General features: G+C 72.4%; 20 protein-coding genes. 10 read left to right on the forward strand and 10 right to left on the reverse strand.

All coding sequences use genetic code 11. The features are described 5' to 3' along the window. Positions 1-7: 7 nt before the first annotated feature. Positions 8-985 (reverse strand): zinc-dependent alcohol dehydrogenase, encoded by a 978-nt coding sequence (locus CHC05_RS07650; RefSeq protein WP_089246238.1) that lies wholly within the window; start codon positions 983-985, stop codon positions 8-10. An 81-nt stretch (positions 986-1,066) separates the two neighbouring features. Here CHC05_RS07650 and CHC05_RS07655 point away from each other — a divergent pair, with 81 nt between their 5' ends. The 5 genes from CHC05_RS07655 to CHC05_RS07675 all read left to right on the forward strand — a co-directional run bounded on the left by CHC05_RS07655 (position 1,067) and on the right by CHC05_RS07675 (position 7,593). Continuing rightward, positions 1,067-1,801 (forward strand): CDP-alcohol phosphatidyltransferase family protein, encoded by a 735-nt coding sequence (locus CHC05_RS07655; protein ID WP_089246240.1) that lies wholly within the window; start codon positions 1,067-1,069, stop codon positions 1,799-1,801. Beyond that, positions 1,746-2,786, forward strand: coding sequence for a uroporphyrinogen decarboxylase/cobalamine-independent methonine synthase family protein (locus CHC05_RS07660; RefSeq protein WP_089247416.1), 1,041 nt, complete (start codon positions 1,746-1,748; stop codon positions 2,784-2,786). The genes CHC05_RS07655 and CHC05_RS07660 overlap by 56 nt, the downstream gene beginning before the upstream one ends. Positions 2,787-2,797: 11 nt before the next feature. After that, positions 2,798-3,169 (forward strand): VOC family protein, encoded by a 372-nt coding sequence (locus tag CHC05_RS07665; RefSeq protein ID WP_245870706.1) that lies wholly within the window; start codon positions 2,798-2,800, stop codon positions 3,167-3,169. A gap of 66 nt (positions 3,170-3,235) precedes the next feature. Further along, entirely contained in the window at positions 3,236-5,362 is a 2,127-nt protein-coding gene (gene ligA / locus CHC05_RS07670; RefSeq protein ID WP_089246242.1) for an NAD-dependent DNA ligase LigA, read from the forward strand. 161 nt (positions 5,363-5,523) lie between these two features. Next, positions 5,524-7,593 carry a putative bifunctional diguanylate cyclase/phosphodiesterase gene (locus CHC05_RS07675; protein WP_089246244.1) on the forward strand — a complete coding sequence of 690 codons (2,070 nt, stop codon included), beginning with the start codon at positions 5,524-5,526 and terminating at the stop codon, positions 7,591-7,593. Positions 7,594-7,653: 60 nt separating this feature from the next. Here the strand turns inward: CHC05_RS07675 and CHC05_RS07680 are convergent, their stop codons facing one another. The 3 genes from CHC05_RS07680 to CHC05_RS07690 form a co-directional block, all read right to left on the reverse strand. Then, entirely contained in the window at positions 7,654-8,055 is a 402-nt protein-coding gene (locus CHC05_RS07680; protein ID WP_089246246.1) for a hypothetical protein, read from the reverse strand. Positions 8,056-8,234: 179 nt separating this feature from the next. Then, positions 8,235-9,074, reverse strand: a complete 840-nt coding sequence (locus tag CHC05_RS07685; protein ID WP_179266090.1) for an SCO6745 family protein — start codon at positions 9,072-9,074, stop codon at positions 8,235-8,237. A 109-nt stretch (positions 9,075-9,183) separates the two neighbouring features. After that, a complete protein-coding gene (locus tag CHC05_RS07690) occupies positions 9,184-9,927 on the reverse strand; it encodes an FkbM family methyltransferase (RefSeq protein ID WP_089246248.1) in 744 nt (247 codons plus the stop codon). Positions 9,928-10,005: 78 nt separating this feature from the next. Here CHC05_RS07690 and CHC05_RS07695 point away from each other — a divergent pair, with 78 nt between their 5' ends. Continuing rightward, on the forward strand, positions 10,006-11,361 hold the full coding sequence (locus tag CHC05_RS07695) for a ferredoxin reductase family protein (protein ID WP_089246250.1): 1,356 nt from the start codon (positions 10,006-10,008) through the stop codon (positions 11,359-11,361). Positions 11,362-11,364: 3 nt separating this feature from the next. Here CHC05_RS07695 and mnmA read toward each other — a convergent pair whose 3' ends face one another. The 6 genes from mnmA to CHC05_RS07725 all read right to left on the reverse strand — a co-directional run bounded on the left by mnmA (position 11,365) and on the right by CHC05_RS07725 (position 16,831). Beyond that, on the reverse strand, positions 11,365-12,435 hold the full coding sequence (gene mnmA, locus CHC05_RS07700) for a tRNA 2-thiouridine(34) synthase MnmA (RefSeq protein WP_179266091.1): 1,071 nt from the start codon (positions 12,433-12,435) through the stop codon (positions 11,365-11,367). A gap of 25 nt (positions 12,436-12,460) precedes the next feature. Further along, on the reverse strand, positions 12,461-13,627 hold the full coding sequence (locus CHC05_RS07705) for a cysteine desulfurase family protein (RefSeq protein WP_089246254.1): 1,167 nt from the start codon (positions 13,625-13,627) through the stop codon (positions 12,461-12,463). A gap of 78 nt (positions 13,628-13,705) precedes the next feature. Next, a complete protein-coding gene (locus CHC05_RS07710; RefSeq protein ID WP_089246256.1) occupies positions 13,706-14,665 on the reverse strand; it encodes an electron transfer flavoprotein subunit alpha/FixB family protein in 960 nt (319 codons plus the stop codon). A gap of 17 nt (positions 14,666-14,682) precedes the next feature. Further along, entirely contained in the window at positions 14,683-15,459 is a 777-nt protein-coding gene (locus tag CHC05_RS07715) for an electron transfer flavoprotein subunit beta/FixA family protein (protein WP_089246258.1), read from the reverse strand. Between the two features lie 176 nt (positions 15,460-15,635). Then, complete coding sequence (locus CHC05_RS07720) at positions 15,636-16,031, reverse strand: hypothetical protein (protein ID WP_089247420.1); 396 nt, start codon at positions 16,029-16,031, stop codon at positions 15,636-15,638. 2 nt (positions 16,032-16,033) lie between these two features. After that, positions 16,034-16,831 (reverse strand): GNAT family N-acetyltransferase, encoded by a 798-nt coding sequence (locus tag CHC05_RS07725; protein WP_089246260.1) that lies wholly within the window; start codon positions 16,829-16,831, stop codon positions 16,034-16,036. Positions 16,832-16,870: 39 nt separating this feature from the next. Between CHC05_RS07725 and CHC05_RS07730 the strand changes: the two genes are divergently transcribed. From CHC05_RS07730 to CHC05_RS07745, 4 genes are all read left to right on the forward strand, one after another. Continuing rightward, positions 16,871-17,242, forward strand: coding sequence for a YidH family protein (locus CHC05_RS07730; RefSeq protein ID WP_089246262.1), 372 nt, complete (start codon positions 16,871-16,873; stop codon positions 17,240-17,242). Continuing rightward, a complete protein-coding gene (locus CHC05_RS07735; RefSeq protein WP_218824485.1) occupies positions 17,235-17,567 on the forward strand; it encodes a DUF202 domain-containing protein in 333 nt (110 codons plus the stop codon). Before CHC05_RS07730 ends, CHC05_RS07735 begins: the two co-directional genes overlap by 8 nt. Before the next feature lie 61 nt (positions 17,568-17,628). Continuing rightward, a complete protein-coding gene (locus CHC05_RS07740; RefSeq protein WP_089246264.1) occupies positions 17,629-18,027 on the forward strand; it encodes a PLD nuclease N-terminal domain-containing protein in 399 nt (132 codons plus the stop codon). A gap of 223 nt (positions 18,028-18,250) precedes the next feature. Next, entirely contained in the window at positions 18,251-21,484 is a 3,234-nt protein-coding gene (locus CHC05_RS07745; protein WP_179266092.1) for an AfsR/SARP family transcriptional regulator, read from the forward strand. Positions 21,485-21,536 lie beyond the last annotated feature (52 nt).

Consider the following 21,536-nt stretch of genomic DNA (forward strand, 5'->3'; position numbering starts at 1 on the left):
TGTTTCTCTACTCTCCGTAGGTGATGACGTGGCACAACCCGGCCAGGCTGCCAGACGAGAGGGCGGGCAGCACGTCGGGTAGTCGCTCGAACGGATGTTCGGCGCTGACCAACGCGTCGAACGTCGGATCGCGGAGCAGGTCGAGGGCGAGCGCGACCCGGTCCGCATAGGACCGGCTCGACCGCCGGGCCGGCGCGACCATGCCGACCTGGCTCGCCCGGATGGCGAGGCGTCCGGAGTGGAACCCGGCACCGAGCGGCACGCTGACCTCGCGGTCGCCGTACCAGCTCAGCTCGACCACCGTGCCCTCCGCGCGGAGCAGAGCCAAACTTCGACGCAGACCCGCCTCCGAGGCGCTGGCGTGGTAGACGAGATCGCGACCGGTCGCGGCGTCATCCGGATGGGCGAACTCGACACCGAGCGCCGCCGCCGTCGCCGCCCGGGCCGGGTCGACGTCGACGAGCTCGACCGCCACGCCCGGGAACCGGGCCAGCAGCCGCGCGACGCTGCAACCGACCATGCCGCCACCGACCACGGTGACGCGGTCGCCGACCAGGGGCGGCGCGTCCCAGAGCGCGTTGACCGCGGTCTCCACGGTCCCGGCCAGCACCGCACGCGACGGCGGCACGTCCTCGGGCACCGGTACGACCGCCGACGCGGGCACCACGTACGCCGTCTGATGTGGATAGAGGCAGAACACCGTGCGCCCGAGCAACTCGGCCGGGCCCTGCTCGACCACGCCCACGTTCAGGTAGCCGTACTTCACCGTTCCGGCGAAGTCACCCTCCTGGAAGGGCGCGCGCATGACCGTATGCTGGCTCGCCGGCACCGCTCCGCGAAACACCAGCGTCTCGGTGCCCCGGCTGACACCGGACCGGATCGTACGGACCAGAACCTCGTCGGGACCGGGTGCGTCCACGGCGGCCGGGCGGATCTCGCCGACGCCGGGTGCGACCACCCAGAATGCACGTTCCGACCGGCTCATTCGTGGCTCTCCGTCATGTTCATGAACCGAACGATCCCATCTCCCGTGTCATCTGGTGCCGCTTCATGACACGGAGGAACGATGCGCCTGGTTCGGTCCGGCCCCCTGGTCGGCATGTTTGCCCAGCTCACAGTGCTTGTTGCGGTGGGGGCCGCGGTCGGCATGGGCGCTGTCGCCTGGTTCACAGGTGTCGCGTTCGCACTCGTCACGATGATCCTTCTCCAACACGGACTGTCATCAACCGGACTCAACGGGTACGGCCCCGCCGACTGGGTGACGGCCGCCCGGACGACCCTGATCGGGGTGGTCACGGCCCTCGTCGTCGACTCGCTCGCGCACGCGCCGGCGGTCGGCTGGATCGTCGGCCTGGTGGTCGTCGCGCTGCTGCTCGACGGCGTCGACGGGCAGGTCGCCCGGCGCACCGGCACGTCGTCGGCGTTCGGCGCGCGGTTCGACATGGAAGCCGACTCGTTCCTGCTGCTCGTGCTCAGCCTCTACGTCGCCGGTTCTGCAGGCTGGTGGGTGCTGGCGATCGGCGGCATGCGGTACGCGTTCCTGCTCGGCATCTGGACCACCGGCTGGATGCGCGGCACGCTGCCGCCCCGCTACTGGCGCAAGGTGGTGGCCGCGACCCAGGGCATCGCGCTGATCACGACCACGGCCGGCGTGCTGCCCTTCCGGGCGAACGTGGTGCTGCTGCTGGTCGCGTTCGCGCTGCTGGTCGAGTCGTTCGGCCGCGACGTGGTGTGGCTCTGGCGTGATGGTCACCCGGCCACCCGTACGCAGGTCATCGGTAGGCTCCTGCCTCGTGAGTGATCGTTGGTTGTGGCCCGCCGGCAGTGCCACGGGTGTCGGCTCGATGCCCGGCACCGACGTCGCCGAGGCGCAGCGCGTGGTGCTGGGCGAGCTGCCCGACCTGCCCCATCTCGCCGAACTGCCAGGCCGCGGCCCGGGTGCGGAGATCATCGGGCGGACGTCGGCGTTCCTGGTCGACATGCCCGTCGAGGTCTACGCCGGACGCTGGCGGATCGCCGCTCGACCCGGTCGCGACCTGCGCCGCGCGCTCGATCTGCTGGACCGCGACCTCGACCAGCTCACCGAGCAGGGCGACGGCTACGCCGGTGTGGTCAAAGTGCAGGCGGCCGGGCCGTACACGCTGGCCGCGAACGTCGACCTGCCGATCGGTGGGCGCGTGCTGCGCGACCCGGGAGCGGTCCGCGACCTGACCGCGTCGCTGGCGGAAGGGCTCCGGGGGTACGTCGAGGACGTGCGGCGCCGGCTGCCGCGGGCGACCGTGCTGCTCCAGATCGACGAGCCGGCGCTGCCGACGGTGCTGGCCGGGCGCGTGCCCACCGAAAGCGGGTTCAGCGCGTACCGGCCGGTCGAGGCCACCACGGCGACCGACGCGCTGCGTGAGCTCGTGGCCCGGGTCGACGCGCCGACGGTGTTCCACTGCTGCGCGCCGGACGTACCCATTCCGCTGCTCGTCTCGGCCGGTGCCACGGCCCTGTCGATCGACCTCTCGCTGGTCACGGCCCTCGACCCGTTGGGTGAAGCTCTGGATGCCGGCGTGGGCCTGCTGGCCGGAGTGGCGCCGACCAGCGGTGCGCGCGCGGCGAGCCACAAGGACTTGGTCGATCGCGTACGGACGGTCTGGCGCCAGCTCGGCTTCAGCGCCGGACTGCTGCCCCGGCAGGTGGTGGTCACGCCGACCTGCGGGCTGGCGCGCGCCTCGCTCAGCTTCGCGAAGGACACGCTGGCGGCCTGCCGCGACGCCGGGCGGCGGCTCGTCGAGGAGTAGCCCGCCGTTGCGTGGGGAATGATGGCGGGCATGATCGGACGCCTCTACAACGTCGTGATCGACTGTCCGGATCCGTCCGCTCTGGCCGGGTTCTACAGCGAGCTGCTCGGCATGCCCCTCACGCACAAGCGCGAAACTGGGTGGTGATCTCCGACGACCGGGTCCGGATCGCCTTCCAGCTCGCGACCGACCTGCGCGAGCCGCACTGGCCCGACCCGGAGCGCCCGCAGCAGTTGCACCTGGACGTGATGGTCGACGACATCGAGTCGGCTACGTCGCAGGCGATCGCGCTGGGTGCGAAGCGGCTCCCAGGGGACGGAGCGGACTTCCGGGTGTTCGAGGATCCCGCTGGGCACCCGTTCTGTCTCGTCTTCGAGGTCTGAGACTTTGTCGTACGGGCGGGCTAGGTTGCTGTTTGTAGGTCCTAGCTCATCCGGAGGTTGCGCGCGGTGTCCGAGGAAGCCCTTCCTGCCCAGCCGGTGACGGCCGCCCAGGCCGCGGCCGCGGGTGCCTCGCCGCCACCTTCCGCCCGCTCGCGGCATGCCGCGCTGGCCGAGGAGATCGACGGCCACACCTACCGCTATTACGTGCTCGACTCGCCTACCGTCTCCGACGCCGACTTCGACGCGCTGATGCGCGAGCTGATCGCACTCGAAGACGAATATCCCGCGTTGCGCACCCCGGAGTCGCCGAGCCAGCGGGTCGGCGGGTTCACCACCGAGTTCACCGCCGTCGAGCACCTGGAGCGGCTGCTCAGCCTCGACAACGTGTTCAGCGCCGAGGGGCTGGCGCAGTGGGCCGAGCGCACGATCCGCGACGCGGGCGGTCCCGTGCGGTTCCTCTGCGAGCTCAAGGTCGACGGCCTGGCGATCAACCTGACCTACGAGCAGGGCCGGCTGGTCCGCGGCGCGACCCGGGGCGACGGACGCACCGGCGAAGACGTGACCCCCAACGTGCGCACGATCGAAGGCATCCCGGAGCGGCTGTCCGGCAAGGGCGTGCCCGAGCTGCTCGAGGTGCGCGGCGAGGTCTACTTCCCGATCTCCGCCTTCGCCGATCTCAACGCCGGCCTGGTCGAGCAGGGCAAGGCGCCGTTCGCCAACCCGCGCAACGCCGCGGCCGGCAGCCTGCGACAGAAAGACCCGCGGGTGACCGCCTCCCGCCCGCTGCGCATGGTGGTGCACGGCATCGGCGCCCGGAAGGGCTTCGCGCCCAGGTCGCAGTCGCACGCCTACGAGTCGCTGCGCCGCTGGGGGCTGCCGACCAGCGAGCGGTGGAAGGTGGTCGACGACCTCGCCGGGGTCGACGACTACATCGCCTACTACGGCGAGCACCGGCACGACGTCGAGCACGAGATCGACGGCGTGGTGGTCAAGGTCGACGAGCTCGCGCTGCAGGGCCGGCTCGGCTCGACCAGCAAGGCACCGCGCTGGGCGATCGCCTTCAAATACCCGCCCGAAGAGGTCAACACCAAGCTGCTCGACATCCAGGTCAACGTCGGCCGCACCGGGCGGGTCACCCCGTTCGCCGTGCTCGAGCCGGTCAAGGTCGCCGGGTCGACGGTCGCGCTGGCCACGCTCCACAACGCCCGCGAGGTCGAGCGCAAGGGCGTGCTGATCGGCGACACGATCGTCCTGCGCAAGGCCGGCGACGTGATCCCCGAGGTGCTCGGTCCCGTCATCGGGTTGCGGCCGGCCGACGCGCGGGCGTTCGAGATGCCCACCCAGTGCCCGAGCTGCGGCACCACGCTGGCGCCGGCCAAGGAGGGCGACGTCGACATCCGGTGCCCCAACGCCCGGTCGTGCCCGGCCCAGCTCCGCGAGCGGGTGTTCGCCCTGGCCGGGCGGGGTGGGCTCGACATCGAGGTGCTCGGCTACAAGGCGGCCACCGCGCTGCTCGAGTGCGGCGCGATCACCGACGAGGGCGACCTGTTCGACATCGACGCGCTGGCGCTGCGCGACTGCCCGTTCTTCGTCAACAAGGACGGCACGCTCGGCAGCAACGCGGTCAAGCTGCTCGACAACCTCGAAGAGGTCAAGACCCGTCCGCTGTGGCGGGTGCTGGTCGCGCTCTCGATCCGGCACGTCGGCCCGACCGCGGCCCAGGCGCTGGCCCGGCATTTCGGCTCCATCGAGCGGATCGACGAGGCCAGCGTCGAGGAGCTGTCCGGGGTCGACGGCGTCGGTCCGACGATCGCCGTGAGCCTCGAGGAGTGGTTCGCGGTCGACTGGCACCGCGAGGTGGTCCGCAAGTGGCGGGCCGCCGGCGTGCGGATGGCCGAGGAGCGCGCCGACGAGGGCCCGCGCCCGCTGGAGGGTCTCACCGTCGTGGTCACCGGCACGCTCAACGAGTTCTCCCGCGACCAGGCGACCGAGGCCATCGCCACCCGTGGCGGCAAGGTCACCGGTTCAGTATCCAAGAAGACCGACTTTGTCGTCGTAGGCGACAATCCCGGCTCCAAGTACGACAAGGCGGTGTCCCTCAAGGTCCCGGTCCTCGACGAGGCTGGCCTGCGGATTCTGCTCTCCGACGGGCCCGACGCGGCGCGCGCGGCTGCGGTGAGTGACGAAGCCTGAGCTGACGGCTATCGGCCAATAGCTGCCCGCTTGCCGTCTATCTCAACTTAATCACGACTCTGTCCCTTTCGCTCGGTTGGCGCATGACAACCATAGGGTGGGATCTTTAGTGCACTGTGGCCGGCGCCGGGGGGCGTTGTGGGGCGAGCGGGGAGGTGGGGATGGACGCTGCCGCGCGTCGTAACTACGTTCCCGCCGAACGGGCGGTGCCGTTCTACAGCTTCGTCGCCGTGGTCGTCGGGGTGGCCGCGATCGTCGCCGCCGGGCCGCTGAGCCGGTTGCCCGAGACACTTCCCGACCTGCCGGCCGCGTTCTGGGTGATGGCCGCGCTGGCTGTCCTTTGTGACTCTCAGCCGTTCGCGCCGCCGGGGCGCCGGCAGAGCTCCGCGGTCTTCCCGTCCATCTGCTTCACCTTCGCGATCCTGCTGGCGTGGGGGCTCGGGCCTGCCGTGCTGGTGCAGGCGGCCGCGGTGGCGGTCTCGTCGTGGCGGCTGCGGCACGCGCCCTGGCGCGCGGTGTTCAACAGCGCGCAGTACACGCTGGCCCTGGGCGCGGCGGAGGCGGTCACCTATCTGCTCAGTGAGACGGCCTTCGCGGAGGGCGTCGGTCCGACCTGGATCGACGTGGCCGCGGTGACGCTGGCGGCGGCGGCCTGGTTCGTGGTCAAGTACGGCACGGTGACCATCGCGGTCCGGCTGCACTCCGGCGGCAACTGGTGGGCCACGTTCCGCCAGGGCGTCGCCTTCGAGTCCGTCTCCATCGGAGCGTTGTTGCTGCTCGCGCCGATCCTGGTCGGTGGGCCCGCCTCACACAGCGTCGCGCTGATCCCGCTGATGCTCGTGCCGCTGTTCGCGGTCTACCGGATGTCGCGGCTGTCGTCCGAACAGGAGCAGCTGGCCCGGCTCGACCCCCTGACCGGCCTGGCCAACCGCAAGGCCCTGCTGGCCGAGGTGCACGAGCAGGCCACCCTGCACTGCGCCCGCGCCGCGACCGGCGCGCCCGACCGGCACTTCGCCCTGCTCCTGCTCGACATCGACCGGTTCAAGCACGTCAACGACGCGCTCGGCCACGCGGTCGGCGACCAGCTGCTGGTCGAGGTGAGCGGGCGCCTGACGCAGGCCGTCGACCGGCACGACGTGGTCGCCCGGCTCGGCGGCGACGAGTTCGCCATCCTGACGCCCCGGCTGCACGACGCCGCCGGCGCCCGGGCCCTGGCCGACCGCGTCGTGGCCGCCCTGGCCGAGCCGGTCGCCCTCGACGGCCTGCCGCTCGACGTCTCCGGGTCGATCGGCATCGCGCTGTTCCCCGAGCACGGCGACGACTTCGCGACGCTGATGCGGCATGCCGACGTCGCGATGTACGACGCGAAGCACCGCAACGACACGGTCGCCGTCTACAAGCCGGAGTCCGACCACAACACGCCCGAGCGGCTGAGCCTGCTCGGCGACCTGCGGCGCGCCCTCGACCCGGACCTGGCGTCTGCCGCCGCAGGCGAGATCAACATGTACTACCAGCCGCAGATCGAGATCCAGACCGGCGAGGTGGTCGGCGTCGAGGCCCTGCTGCGCTGGAAGCACCCGAAGCGCGGCATGGTCGACCCCGAAGAGCTGATCAAGGTGGCCGAACAGAGCGCGGTCATGCGCCTGCTCACCCGCCGGGTCGTCGACGACGTGGTCGAGCAGCTCGCGAAGTGGCAGGCCGCCGGCGTGAAACTGCGGGCGGCGGTCAACGTCAGCATCCGCGACCTGCACACGCTGGAGATCGTCGACCAGATCAGGGAACGGCTGACCCGCTTCGCGGTCACCCCGGACCAACTCCAACTGGAGATCACCGAGGGCGCCCTGATGGCCGACCCGCGGCGCGTCCTGGCGACCATCTCCGAGCTGGCGAAGCTCGGGGTGGCAATCGCCCTGGACGACTTCGGCACGGGCTACTCGTCGATGCAACACCTGCGCCGGCTGCCCCTGACCGAGGTCAAGGTCGACCGCTCGTTCGTCCTGGGCATGGCCACCGACGCCGACGACCACGCCATCGTCCGCACGGTCATCGACCTGGCCGGCGCCCTGGGCCTACGGGTAGTAGCCGAGGGCGTCGAAGACGAACGCACATGGCGCCTGCTCCGCTCGGTCGGCTGCCACGTGGCCCAGGGCTGGTTCTACGCGCGCCCCATGCCGGCCGACGAACTGGTCGAATGGCTGGGCCGCTACCGCCCCCTGAACCCAAACGCCTGACGGGGCAAAGCGAAGGTGGCGGGCACCGGCCCGCCACCTTTCGCGTTCTCAGGTTCTGGTTCAGGCCGCCCGCAGGGGCTCGGCCACTGTCTGGTCGTGCTGCACGACGAGCTCGTGGACCACGCGCTCGGTGGTGACCTCGTGGTTGACCAGGTCGGCCACCGCGAGCAGGGCCAGGAGGCCGGCGTTCGCGAAGACCAGCCAGGTCTGGGTGGCGCCCGTGAAGGTCAGCGCGGCGACCAGCGACCAGAGCGCCGCCACCGCGACGATGCCGTGGCCGATCCTCGTGGCCGGCTGGGTCGCCCGGACGGCGTTGAGCCCGGCCAGCAGCGTTAACCCGGCGCCCGCCGCGAAGGCGAGCCAGCCGGCGGTCCCCGCCGTGAAAGCCATCGCGGCGACGAGCAGGAACGCCCCCGCGGTCAGGTAGACCAGGTCCAGTGCGAAGCGAGAAGAGAGTTTCATGACTGACACCTCCTGGGCGTCACACCCACGTGCGCCCGCAGTTGCGTTGAGGCGGGTCGAGGCGGGTTGACGTACCCGGGACGGCTCGTCGGGTTCCGCGACCTTTCCGCGGTGCCCGACTGGTGAAACCTGACGCCCGGCGGATTCATGCCCGCCGGGGCTGTCTCGCGGCTCACAGGTCAGCCGAGGGCCGGGAGGCCGATCGGGGTTTCGGCCGGCAGGGCCGCGCGGACGCGGACCGCCAGCGGGCGCAGCACCTCACGGAGGCGTTCGGTGCCGGCTTCGCCGAGGTGCACCCAGGGTGCGGCGGCCAAGCGGTCGGTGGTCGCCTCGATCTCGGCGTGGGCGTCCAGGGCAACCGCCGTCGCGGCGCCGGAGTCGTCTAGCCAGCCGCGGTCGCTCAGGCGTTTGACCGCCGCGATCCAGTCGTCGTCGGACCAGCCGCGGGCCGGCTGGAGGTAGTCCCGGCGCTGGTCGATCGAGGCTCGCCACACGCCGGTCTCCGGGCCGTCCAGGCCCGCCACCAGCAGGGCCGCGACGTGGCCGTCGCCGCGGTGCTCGCGCAGGATCGTGGCCGCCTGCCACAGCGTGCCGAGCGGGTCCGCCGGCCACGGCAGCCCGGCGTTCGCGGCGCCCAGCACGCGGCCCACCGTCGGCACCGCCGACGCCGCCTCGCGGAGCAGGGCGGCGGCCTCGTCGACCGGGCCGGCGCCGTCCAGCAACGCGGCCAGCGCGGCGCGGGCCCCGGCCAGGCGGGCGGCCAGCGCCTCGGCCGGCGTGGCGCGCGACCAGACATCCGGCAGAGCCCTCGTCACCATGCTCGGAGCGAAGCCCCAGAACGCCGCGATCACCGGGGCCGCGTCGACCGGGCCGAGTGGCGCCGCCCGGCCGGCGAAGTAGCCGCGCCAGAAGCCGCGCAGGTTGGCCGCCTCGAACGCCTCGCGTGCCTGCGGGGTGAAGTAGGTGACGTCGTGGATCGGCTCGAACAGCGTCCACATGGTGCGCGGCAGCGAGTCCATGGCGCCGACCGTACCGGCGGCTTCGAAATCGGGCCAGGCCTTGACTTTGGAGTGCGCTCCAAGGTTTAGCGTGGTGGTCCTGCGGGCGGGGGCGGGTCGACGGCGCGGTTCACGACGGGCGGAGGCGGGCGTACACGTCGCCGGAGCGGCCCGTCGGGCGGACCTCGCCGAACAGGGCGACCAGCTCCGCCGCCGTCATCCACGACTCGCGTGCCCAGCGCATGGTCTCGACCGGCGAGTAGTTGTACTCGTACGAGCCCAGCGCCTCGACCGCGCCGAGCACCGCCAGCCCGGCGTCGTGCGCCATCGGCAGGTACTCGAAGCTCAGCGCCCGGACCGGGTTCGACAGCCCGGCCAGGACCTCGGCCTCGAAGCCCTCCACGTCGATCTTGCAGAAGGCCGGCTCGCCGTACTCCTTGATCATTTCGTCCAGGGTCGTGACCGGCACCTCGACCGAGCGGTCCCAGCGGACCTTGGCGAAGCTGCGGTCCGCCGAGACCGTGTCGCGCCACGAGGTCGACAACGTCGAGACCGTCGGCGTCGCGGTGGACAACGCCAATCGAGCCGTGCCGGGCGCTGCGCCGACGGCGACCGGCGCGATCACCACCTGGTCGTCACGGCCGAAGAAGGCGCGCAGCACGCGCAGCAGGTCGGGTTGCGGCTCGACCGCGATCACCCGGGCGCCCAGGGACCGCCAGGCCCGGACCCGGCTGCCGACGTGCGCGCCGATGTCGAAGGCGACGTCACCCGGCCCGAGGAACTGCCCGTAGAAGCGCACGAGCCGGCGGTGCCGACCGGGCTGGCCGTGATAGATAATCAACGATCGGGCGATTCCCCACGCGCGGGTCAGCATGCAGGCACCCTAGCTGAACTACTCTCGCCGGAACCCCGTAGTCATAGCGGGAAGCTCGACGGTGACAGGAGACCGCTCATGACAGCGACCGCGCCGACGGCCCAGGCACGCCGCGCCACGACCAACCAGGCGCAGGTGGCCAGGTACGCAGTGTGGGGCGCGCTGGCCGTCAACGTGCTGATCGTCGAGGTCCTGTTCTTCACCGGCGATCCGGCGAAGAACGCGCTGATCGGCATCGCCAAGTTCATCGCGCTGCACGCGGCCCTGCTGATGATGCTCCAGCTCGTGCTGGTGGCCCGGCTGCCGTGGCTGGACACGTGGATCGGCGCCGACAAGCTGACCGCCTGGCACCGCTGGACCGGGTTCGCCCTGTTCTGGGCGGTGGTGCTGCACGCGAGCTTCATCCTGACGGGCTACGCCCAGCTTTCCGACATTTCCGTCTTCGCCCAGATCGACGTGTTTCTCGGCATCTTCCCGACCCTGCTCGGCATGCTGGCCGTGGCGGTGATCGTGGTCGTCGTGGCGCTCTCGGTGCGATTCGCCCGTCGCCGGCTCTCCTACGAGCTCTGGCACACGATCCACCTGCTGCTCTACGCCGCCGTCACGCTGGCCGTGCTGCACCAGCTCTACGAGGGCAGCAGCTTCCGGGCCAACACGCTGACCACGGCGTACTGGTGGGGGCTCTGGGGTCTGGCGATCGTCGCCCTGCTGCACGGGCGGGTGGTCACCCCGCTGCTCCGCAACGCCCGGCACCAGCTGCGGGTGGCCGCCGTGGTGCCCGAGGCCGACAACGTCACCTCGGTCTACGTGACCGGCCGCGACCTGGCCGGGCTCGAGGCGCGGGCCGGGCAGTTCTTCGTCTGGCGGTTCCTGACCAAGGGCCGCTGGTGGCAGGCCAACCCGTTCTCGATCTCGTCGACACCGGACGGCGAGGTGCTCCGGCTGACCGCCCGGGCGGTCGGGAAGACCAGCTCCGGGCTGCGGCACCTGCCGGTCGGCGCGCGGGTCTTCGTCGAGGGCCCGTACGGCGCGTTCACCACGCTCCACCGCACCCGCGAGGCCACGCTGCTGATCGCCGGCGGAGTCGGGATCACCCCGATCCGGTCGCTGCTCGGCGAGCTGACCGGGCCGGTCACCGTGCTCTACCGGGTGCCCAGCGAGGACGACGCGGTGCTGCTGTCGGAGTTGGGCCACTACGTGACCACGCAGGGGGTCACCGTGCACCTGCTGACCGGCCGCACCGGCGCCGGCGACCCGCCCAACCGGCCGTTCGCGCCCGAGAACCTGTCGGCGATGGTGCCGGACATCCGAGAGCGTGACGTGTACGTGTGTGGCCCGCCCGCGATGACCGACGCGGTGCTGAAGTCGCTCAAGGAGATCGGCGTGCCGAAGCGCCAGGTGCACGCGGAAAGGTTCGCGCTGGCGGGCGACTGAGACCTAGCTGATCGTGGCCGAGCCCAGGACGATGTCACCGGCCGGGTCTGGCCGGTAGGCGACCACGGCCTGGCCCGGGGCCACACCGCGGGCCGGCTTGCGCAGCTCGGCGGTCAGCACGCCGTCGACGAGGGTGACCACGGCCGGCACCGGGGTGCCGTGCGCCCGAAGCTGCACCTCGCACTCGACCGGGCCGTCCGGCAGCGCGCCACCGGTCCAGACCGGACGCTCCCCGGCCACGGTGCCGACCTCGAGCGACTCGGCCGGGCCGACGGTCACGGTGTTGGTGACCGGCGTGATGGACAGCACGTAGCGGGGCTTGCCGTCGGGCGCCGGGACGCCGATGTTGAGGCCGCGCCGCTGGCCGACCGTGTAGGCGTAGGCGCCGGCGTGCGAGCCGACCACCGCCCCGGTCAGCGCGTCGACGATGTCGCCGGGCTCCTCGCCCAGGCGCTCGGCCAGGAAGCCGCGGGTGTCGCCGTCGGCGATGAAGCAGATGTCGTGCGAGTCGGGCTTGTCGGCCACGGACAGGCCGCGCGCCGCCGCCTCCTCGCGCACCTGGGCCTTGGTCGTGTCGCCGAGCGGGAACATCGACCGGTCGAGCTGCTCGCGGTTGAGCACGGCCAGCACGTAGGACTGGTCCTTGGGCAGGTCGACGCTGCGCCGCAGCAGGCCGTCGGCGCCGAGCCGGGCGTGGTGCCCGGTGACCACGGCGTCGAAGCCGAGCGCGATCGCCCGGTCGAGCACCGCCGCGAACTTGATCTTCTCGTTGCAGCGCAGGCACGGGTTCGGCGTGCGACCCGCCGCGTACTCCGCGACGAAGTCGTCGACCACGTCCTCGTGGAACCGGTCGGCCATGTCCCACACGTAGAACGGGATGCCGATCACGTCGGCGGCGCGCCGGGCGTCACGGGAGTCTTCGAGCGTGCAGCAGCCCCGCGCCCCCGACCGGTAGGTCTGCGGATTGCGGGACAGCGCCAGGTGCACGCCCGTGACGTCGTGCCCGGCCGCCGCGGCGCGCGCGGCCGCGACGGCGGAGTCGACCCCGCCGGACATCGCTGCTAGAACCCTCACAGCGGCAAGGGTACGCGGTGCCGCGTCACCGGGACGACTTGATCAACCCGGCCCGGCGGGCCCGCTCGACCGCGGCCGGCAGCGCGGCGACCAGCGCGTCGACGTCGGCCTGGGTCGAGGTGTGGCCGAGCGTGAAGCGCAGCGAGGACCGCGCCCGGTCGTCGTCGTTGCCCATCGCGATCAACACGTGCGAGGGCTGCGCGACCCCGGCCGAGCAGGCCGAGCCCGTCGAGCAGGCGACGCCCTGGGCGTCGAGGAGCAGCAGCAGCGCGTCGCCCTCACAGCCGGGGAACGAGAAGTGCGCGTTGCTGGGCAGCCGGTCGACCGGGTCACCGTTGTAGATCACGTCGGGGGCCACCGCGCGTACGCCGTCGACCAGCGCGTCGCGGAGGGCGGAGACGCGGGCGGCGTACTCCCGCTGACTCTTGACACTGCTCTCCACCGCGACCGCGAAGGCGACGATGCCGGGTGCGTCGAGCGTGCCGGAGCGCACGTCGCGTTCCTGGCCTCCGCCGTGCTGCAACGGCGTGGCCGGCACGTCGCGGCCGAGCAGCAGCGCGCCGACGCCGACCGGGCCGCCCAGCTTGTGGCCGGTGACGGTGAGCGCGGCGGCTCCACTGGCGGCGAAGTCGACCGGCACCTGGCCGACCGCCTGCACCGCGTCGGTGTGGAAGGGCACGCGGGCGGCGGCGGCCAGCGCGGCCAGGTCGGCGACCGGTTGGACCGTGCCCACCTCGTTGTTGGCCCACATGGCCGTGACCAGGGCGACGTCGTCGTCGAGCGCCTCGGCCAGGGTGGCCGGGTCGAGCCGCCCGGCCTCGTCGACCGGAAGCCAGGTGGCGACGGCGCCCTCGTGCCGGACCAGCCACTCGACCGAGTCGAGGACGGCGTGGTGCTCGACGGAACTGGCGATCACCCGGACGCGCCCCGGCCGTTCGGCCCGGCGCGCCCAGTAGATGCCCTTGACCGCCAGGTTGTCGGCTTCGGTGCCACCGCCGGTGAAGATCACCTCGGAGGGTCGGGCGCCGAGGGCCGCCGCGATCCGCTCGCGGGACTCCTCGACGTGCCGGCGCGCGCAGCGACCAGCCGCGTGCAGCGAAGAAGGGTTGCCGACCTCCCGTGCCGTAGCGGCGTAGGCCTCGATCGCCTCGTCGAGCATCGGGGTAGTGGCGGCGTGATCCAGGTAAGCCATCACGGTTCAGCGTAGCCCCGTGCGGTCCTTACCACGCGCACCGCCCGGCCACGTTGGCGTGACCGGGCGGTGCGGCGGTCACTTGCGCTTGCGGATCTCCTCCGCGGCCTGCGGAACGACCTTGAAGAGGTCGCCGACGACGCCGTAGTCGGCCAGCTCGAAGATGGGCGCCTCGGCGTCCTTGTTGACCGCCACGATCGTCTTCGAGGTCTGCATGCCGGCGCGGTGCTGGATCGCGCCGGAGATGCCCAGTGCGATGTAGAGCTGCGGCGACACGGTCTTGCCGGTCTGCCCGACCTGGAACTGGTGCGGGTAGAAGCCCGAGTCGACGGCCGCGCGGGACGCGCCGACCGCGCCGCCGAGCAGGTCGGCCAGCTCCTCGACCAGCTTGAAGTTGTCGCCGCTGCCGACGCCGCGGCCGCCGGAGACGACCACGGACGCCTCGGTGAGCTCCGGGCGCGAGCCCTTCTGCTCGACCACCCGGTCGACCACCTTGGCCAGGGTGTCGGCCGGGGTCAACGCGATCTCCAGCGCCTCGACCTGCGGCGACGCCGCCGCCGGGGTCGGGGTCAGCGAGTTCGGGCGGACCGTGGCGATCGGGATGCCCCGGGTCACCTTCGACTTGACGACCACCTGGCCGGCGAACGCCGGCTGGGTCGCGATCCCGTCGGCCGTCAGCTCGACCACGTCGGTGAGCAGGCCGTTGTCGAGCTTGACGGCCAGCCGGCCGGCGATCTCCTTGCCCTCCTGGGTGGACGGCAGCAGCACGGCGGCCGGCTGCACCCGCTTGACCAGGTCAGCCAGCGCGGTCGCCTTCGGGGCCACCAGGTGCCCGTCGATCTCGGCGCCCTCGCCGGCGTAGATCTTCTCCGCGCCGTACTCCCCCAGCTTGTCGGCCAGCGCGGCGGCGGCACCGTCCGCGCCGAACACCACGGCGGACGGGCTGCCCAGGGTGCGGGCCAGCGTGAGCAGTTCGAGGGTGACCTTCTTGACCGCGAAGTCGCGGGTGGCCTCCACCAGGACCAGAACCTCAGCCATGTCGTGCCTCCCCCTGCTCAGACGAACTTCTCGGACGACAGGAACTCGACCAGCGCGACGCCGCCGTTGCCGTCGTCGGCGACCTTCTGGCCACCGGACCGGGCCGGGCGCTTCGCGTGCTCGACGACCTCGGAAGAGGCACCGGCGAAGCCGACCTCACCCGCGTCGACGCCCAGGTCGGCCAGGGCCAGGGTCTGCACCGGCTTCTTCTTGGCGGCCATGATGCCCTTGAACGAGGGGTATCGCGGCTCGTTGATCGTGTCCCAGACCGACACCACGGCGGGCGTGGCGGCGGTGACCACCTCGTAGCCCTCCTCGGTCTGCCGCTCGATGGTCAGCGTGCCGCCGTCGACGGTCAGCTTGCGGGCACCGGTCAGCGCCGCGACGCCGAGCCGCTCCGCGATCATGTGGGGCAGCACCTGCACGCGGCCGTCGGTCGACTCGGCTCCCGCGATGATCAGGTCGGCGTTGAGCGTGCCGAGGGCGGCGGCCAGCACCTTGGAGGTGGCCACCGCGCACGAGCCGTGCAGGGCGTCGTCGAGGACGTGTACGGCCTTGTCCGGGCCCATCGACAGGGCCTTGCGGATCGACTCCGTCGCGCGCTCGGGGCCCATCGTGAGGATCGTGACCTCGCCGCCGTGCGCTTCCTGGATCTTCAACGCCTCCTCGATGGCGTACTCGTCCATCTCGTTGATGACGTTGTTGGCCGACTGACGTTCGACCGTGTTGTCGCCAGCGAGGTTGCGCTCCGAGCCGGAGTCAGGCACCTGCTTGACGAGGACGACGATGTTCATCGCGTTTCGACGACCCTCCTGGTTGGTTAACGCGCACTTAGGCCGCAGCCTGCCGGGCGGTGGAAGGCCGGGTCAATCTGGGGGCGGTGTGGAGTTTCCCACCCGCCACCCAGAGCTAACTTACCCGCCGGTAGCATCGGCTCAGCCGACCTTCAGCGTGACACGGCTCACGCCCGTCAGGCGAGCGCGGCACGCACCTTAGCCAGGACAGCCGCTTCCGAGGGGCGCACGCCGTGTGCCGCCTCCGCGGCCCGCTGCGCCGCCGACAGCACGGCGTCGCGGTAGTTGTCGACCTCGTCGGGCACCTTCGCCCGGAGGATGGCGAGCGACTCCGTCAACGCCGGCAACACCTCGGCCTCGACCTGGCTCGGGTCGCGGCGCGGGAATCTCGGCAGGCTGCCGCTGGTCAGCACGTCACGGGCCAACCCGCGCGCGCCGGTGAAGGCCCCGGACGCCGCGACGCTCTCCCGCAGCATCGCCAGGAAGCCGGGGTCCGCGTTGGAGACCAGGTAGACCACGCCGAAGGCAGCGCGTTTGAGGGTCGCCCGCTCGTGGTCGGTCAGCTCAGTCACGATCACGGATGGTAGACGTACGGCGTCGTGGTGGTGACCGCCACAAAGCCCAGCCGCTCCAGGATCGGCCGGCTGTCGTCGGACGCGTCGACCTGGAGCAGGGTGAATCCGTTGGCCTCCGCGAGGCGCGCCCGGTGCGCGACGAGCGCGCGATAGATCCCGCGGCGCCGGTACGCCGGCAGCGTCGAGCCGCCCCACAGCGTGGCGAACGCCGTGCCCGGCACGAAGCGGACCCAACCGGCGCTGACCACCTCGCCGCTCTCGACGTCTTCGGCCACCGTCACCACGAGGTCGGACGGGTGGGCGGCGAGCTCCTCGCCCAACATGTCGGCGATCCAGCTCCGGTCGTCGCCCCAGACCGTCTCCTCCATGCGGACGATGCGGTCGAGGTCGGCGGGCTGGCTGACGTCGCGCAGCCGGACGCCGGGCGGCAGCACCGGCAGCGCGGCCGCCAGCGGCGCCACCGGGCCGATCACGATGGTCTCCTGCTCCTCGGCCACGAACCCGTGCGCCGTGAGCCGTTCGGCGAGGTCGGCCGGCTCGTCGTGGCCGTGCAGCTTCCACTCGACCTGCTGGCCCCGGTCGCGGAAGTGGTCACGCTGGCGGGCGATCAGCTCGTCGAGCTCGGCGCCGGCCAGGCCGCCGAGGTCCTGGTAGACGAGGTAACCGCCGCCCATCATCCCGGAGGCCCGCTTGAGCGGGCCGTCGAACTCCACGGTGACTCCGGGCAGCTCGGGATCGTACGTGCGGAGCTGGCTGTCGTACGCGTCACGCAAAGCGGTGATGTTCAGTTCGGTCACCGGCTCAGGCTAGGCGACGTGTCGACAGATAATCGGTACGTGATCAAGCGGTGGTTCGACCCCCAGGACGTGGGTGAGACCCCGGACTACAGGTTCTCGCTGGCCAACGAGCGCACGTTCCTGGCCTGGATCCGCACCGCCCTGGCGTTGGTGGCCGGCGGCCTGGCCTCCGCGCAGTTCCTGCCCGTGCTCGGCGTCGCCCACCTGCGCGAGGTGATCGCCGTGGCGCTGCTCGTGCTCGGCGGCTTCGTCGCACTGCGCGCGGTCGACCACTGGGCGCGTGCCGAGCGGGCCATGCGGCAACGTCGCGACCTGCCGCCGTCGCGCTTCCCCGCGCTGCTGTCCATCCTGGTCGCCCTCGGCGCGTTGCTGCTCGTCGCGGCCGTCCTGGTGCAGGCCGCCCGTGGTTGAGCCGCCCCCGGACTTTCGCGTCGTCGACACCGGCGTCGCGTGGATCCGCACCCGGCTGGCCTGGGGCCGCACCGTGTTGACCCTCGCGGTGACCGCCGTGCTCGCGGCCCGGTTCGGTGTCCGGCACGGGACAGCCGGCGTGGTGTTCGCCGCCGTGTCCATCGCCGGTTGGGGCGCGGCCGGGCTCTGGGTGATGGGCCGGTTGCGCCAGCTTTCGGGCCGGTCACGGCCGGTCTCACCAGTGACTCCGCGGATGCTGGTGGTCGCCGCGTTGATCGCTCCCGGGTACGCCGTCCTGGGGCTGTTGATGCTCTTCACCCTGTGACAACCGTTTTGGCAACGCCACGGGGTGGCCGCAACGGGTCCGGACGGTCCATCATGTCCGCATGGTGCGCCTCTACGGACTCCTCTTCGTGGCTCAGCTCGTGCTGGCGGTGGCCGCGCTGATCAGCTGCCTGTCCGCCGACGAGGGCGAGATCAGGGCGCTGCCGCGCATCGCCTGGGTGCTCATCATCCTGTTCTTCCCGCTGGTCGGCGGCGTGGCCTGGTTCCTAGCGGGGCGGCCCGTGCAGCGCTCGGCCGCGGGCCAGTGGCGACCGGGCAGCGGCTTCCCGGAAGCCGAGCGGCCGCGTCAGCAGGCGCCCGACGACGACCCCGAGTTCCTCAAGTCACTCAACCAACGCAGCAAGGAAGACACTGAGCTCTTCGAGCGTTGGGAGGCCGACCTACGTCGGCGCGAGGAAGACCTACGCAAGGAAAAGGAAGACCCGCCCGCGGGCAAGTAGCGGGGCAGGCAAAGCGGGCGACGGGCAGGCAGAGGCCAGGGGAAGACGCGGCCCCCCGTTGGCCGCGTCACCCTCCTAGGCGGCCGGTTGCGCGCTGGGCGGGTGCGGCCGGTGCCTACTGTGCAGGGCCAGTGTTGGATCTGCGTTGGCTGAACCGGCAAGGGCTAGCATTCGTGCGCTAACGTGAGTAACCGTCTTTGCCATGGTAACAACGGGAGATGTCGTGCGATTCGAGGTTCTGGGCCCACTGCGCGTGCTGCGCACTGAGCCTGATGCGCGCACGCAGCGCAGCGATCCAGAGGTGATCGTGCTGGCCGCCCGCCAGCACCGCATAGTGCTCGCCAACCTGTTGGTCGAGGCCAACCGCCCGGTGTCGGTGGCGGTGCTCGCCGAGGCGCTATGGGACAAGGGCGCCGGCGAGGAGACGCGCCGCGGCGCCATCCGGGTGCTCGTCCACCACCTGCGCCGCGCCGTCGGCGACGAGGCGTTGACCCGGTCGCCGGCGGGCTACCTGCTGGCTGTGCCGCCCGGCCAACTCGACGCCGACCTGTTCGACACGCTCGTGGCGCAGGCCGCCCGGCTGCGCGCCGAAGGGCAGGGTGAGGCGGCGCGCCGGGAGCTGCGCCGGGCGCTCGGGCTCTGGCGCGGCGCCACCGCCTACGAGGGCGACGACTACGGCGACCGGGTCCGCGCCGAAGCCGCCCGGCTGCACGAGCTGCGGCTGGCCGCCTACGAGGACTGCTTCGAGCTCGAGCTGGAGCTCGGCCGGCACCGCGAGATCGGCGCCGAGGTGCGTGCGCTGGCCGAGCAACACCCGCTGCGCGAACGCCTCCAGGCCCAGTTGATGAGCGCGCTGGCGCGGGCCGACCGGCGGGGCGAGGCGTTGGCCGCCTACGAGCGCACGCGCCGGCTGCTCGCCGACGAGCTCGGCGTCGACCCGGGCGCCAACCTGCGCGACCTGCACCGGCGGATCCTGCGTGCCGCCACGCACGAACGCACCGCTCCCGCGCAGTTGCCGGCGCCGGCCCGCACCTTCCTGGGCCGCGACGAGCCGCTGCACCGGCTCGACGCGCTGATCGCCGGCGAGGGCACCGGTCCCGTCGTGGTGGTCGTCTCGGGCATGGCCGGGGTCGGCAAGACCACCCTGGCCGTCCACTGGGGGCACCGGGCGCGGCGCCGGTTCCCCGACGGCCAGCTCGCCATCGACCTGCGCGGGTGGGCGCAGACCCGGTCGCTGCGCCCGTCCGAGGTGATCGGCCGCTTCCTGTCCGCGTTCGGCGTGCCGCCGGCCAGCACTCCGGCCGACCTCGACGAGGCCGCCCAGCTCTACCGCACGCTGACCGCCGACAAGCGGCTCCTGGTGCTGCTCGACAACGCCGAGCACGCCGACCAGATCCGGCCCCTGTTGCCCGCCGGAGAGGGCAGCGTGACGCTGGTGACCAGCCGCAACCGGCTCGCCGGTCTGGTCGCGGTCGACGGCGCGGTCGCCCTGCCGCTCGACGTGCTGCCACCGACCACCTCGCACGAGCTGCTCGGCCGGCTGCTCGGCGCCGACCTGGTCACCCGCGAGCCGGCCGCCGCGGCCGAGCTGACCGCGCTGACCGGCCACCTCCCGCTCGCGCTGCGGATCGCGGCCGCGCAGGTCGACACCGCGCTGCCGACCCCGATCGCCGCCTACAACCAGCGGTTGCGCGACGGCGACCGGCTCGCCGGTCTCGGCATCGAGCACGACGCGGCGGCCACCGTCTCGGCGGCCTTCGACCTGAGCTACGCGGCGCTGCCGGAGCCCACGCGACGGCTGTTCCGGCTGCTCGCGTTGGTGCCCGGGCCCGAGTTCGGTGCCGGGCCGGCGGCCGCCGTGGCCGACCTGCCCGACGCGGAGCCGGCGGTCGGCGCCCTGGTCGCGGCCAACCTCGTCAACGAGCGCGACACCGGCCGCTACGGCCTGCACGACCTGGTCGCCGAATACGCGCGCGGCCGGCTCGCCGCCGACGAGCCCGACCACGGCGCGGCCCGCGACCGGCTCTTCGGCTACTACTTCGACCACGTCGACACCGCCAGCCGGCTGGTCTATCCCGAGTTCTCCCGGCTGCCGGCCGCCGCGAGCGCCACCCCGGCGGCGGCCGCCTACCCCGACCCCGCCGACGCCGTCGCGTGGATCACGGCCGAGCTGCCCAACCTGGTCCCCGCGGTGACCTCCGCCGCGCAGCACGGCCCGCGCCAGGCCGCGGTGCGGTTGGCCGACGCGTTGCGCCCGTTCCTGTGGTCGGCCGGCAGCCCGACCGAGTGGCGGGCGATCGCCGAGGCGGCACTCGCGGCGGCCACCGCCGACGACGACGCGATGGGCACCGCCGCGGCCGAGATCAGCCTCGGCGACCTGCACGCGCAGCGCAACGACCTGCCGGCCGCGGAGCCGCACTACCGGCGCGCCCTGGAGCTGGCCCGGTCGAGCGGCTGGCAGACCGGCGAGGGCGGGGTGATGGGCAACCTCGCGCTGCTCTACTGGCGCAACGGCCGGCTCCACGACGCCGTCGCGCTGTTCGAGGGCAGCATCGAGGTGGCGCAGCGCAACGAGAACAGCACCGCCGAGGCGACCGTGCTGGGCAACCTGTCCGGCCTCTACTGGGCGCTCGGCCGGCTCGAAGAGTCCGCCAAGGTGCTCCAGCGCGGGCTCCGGCTGCACCGGGCCGCCGGCTGGCCGCAGTCGTCCGCGATCGCCTTCCTCGGCCTCGGGCTGATCCGCGCCGACCAGGGCCGCTACCGCCAGGCCCGGCGCACGCTCAACGGCGCGCTGCGGATGGCGGTGCGCAACGCCAACCGCCGCACCGAGGGCGACATCCTCTGCGCGATCGCCCAGGTGCACGCGGCCTGCGGCGAGGGCGCCGACGCGCTGCGCACCGCCCGGCGCGCGGTCGAGATCGGCGTCGAGACCGAACGGCCGCGGCTGCTCGCCGACGCGCAGAAGGCCCTCGGGGTCGCCCATTACGGCAACGGAGACATCGGCCTGGCCACGGAGGCGCTCGAGGAGGCGATCCGGCTGTCCCGGCAGGCCGCGTACCCGCACACCGAGATCAGCGCTTCGCTCACGCTGGCCGACCTGCGTCGCCAGCAGGGCCGACCCGACGCCGCCGAGGAGCTCGCCGAGACCGCACTCGACCAGGCACGGGCGGCCGGCTACCGCATCCTCGAGGGCCGGGCGCTGTGGGTGCTGGCCGGCTGCGCGCACGACCTGGGTCGCCCACCGGCGGCGATCCGCGACGTCCGCAGCGCGTTGCTGATCCTCCGGGAGACCGGCCACCGCCCGGGCATAGCCGACGCGCTCCTGCTGCTGGGCGACGTGCTGGTCGAGTGGGGAGACGTCGACGCGGGCACCGAGATGTGGCTCAAGGCGCGCAACCTCTACGCCGACCTCTCGTCGCCCAAACTCGTCACGGCCCAGGACCGCCTGGCCGCCTAGTCCGCACCCAACCGGCCGCCACGGCCGACGCGGCGTCAACGCCGCCAACCCG

The organism is Asanoa hainanensis, assembly GCF_900188485.1.
GTDB lineage: Bacteria > Actinomycetota > Actinomycetes > Mycobacteriales > Micromonosporaceae > Asanoa > Asanoa hainanensis.

Bases quoted from the DNA above. Each gene is read 5' to 3' on its own strand.
- CHC05_RS07650 (WP_089246238.1), bottom strand. From the start codon at position 985: ATGAGCCGGTCGGAACGTGCATTCTGGGTGGTCGCACCCGGCGTCGGC.
- CHC05_RS07655 (WP_089246240.1), top strand. From the start codon at position 1,067: ATGCGCCTGGTTCGGTCCGGCCCCCTGGTCGGCATGTTTGCCCAGCTC.
- CHC05_RS07660 (WP_089247416.1), top strand. From the start codon at position 1,746: ATGGTCACCCGGCCACCCGTACGCAGGTCATCGGTAGGCTCCTGCCTC.
- CHC05_RS07675 (WP_089246244.1), top strand. From the start codon at position 5,524: ATGGACGCTGCCGCGCGTCGTAACTACGTTCCCGCCGAACGGGCGGTG.
- CHC05_RS07680 (WP_089246246.1), bottom strand. From the start codon at position 8,055: ATGAAACTCTCTTCTCGCTTCGCACTGGACCTGGTCTACCTGACCGCG.
- CHC05_RS07685 (WP_179266090.1), bottom strand. From the start codon at position 9,074: ATGGACTCGCTGCCGCGCACCATGTGGACGCTGTTCGAGCCGATCCAC.
- CHC05_RS07690 (WP_089246248.1), bottom strand. From the start codon at position 9,927: ATGCTGACCCGCGCGTGGGGAATCGCCCGATCGTTGATTATCTATCAC.
- CHC05_RS07695 (WP_089246250.1), top strand. From the start codon at position 10,006: ATGACAGCGACCGCGCCGACGGCCCAGGCACGCCGCGCCACGACCAAC.
- CHC05_RS07705 (WP_089246254.1), bottom strand. From the start codon at position 13,627: ATGGCTTACCTGGATCACGCCGCCACTACCCCGATGCTCGACGAGGCG.
- CHC05_RS07710 (WP_089246256.1), bottom strand. From the start codon at position 14,665: ATGGCTGAGGTTCTGGTCCTGGTGGAGGCCACCCGCGACTTCGCGGTC.
- CHC05_RS07715 (WP_089246258.1), bottom strand. From the start codon at position 15,459: ATGAACATCGTCGTCCTCGTCAAGCAGGTGCCTGACTCCGGCTCGGAG.
- CHC05_RS07740 (WP_089246264.1), top strand. From the start codon at position 17,629: ATGGTGCGCCTCTACGGACTCCTCTTCGTGGCTCAGCTCGTGCTGGCG.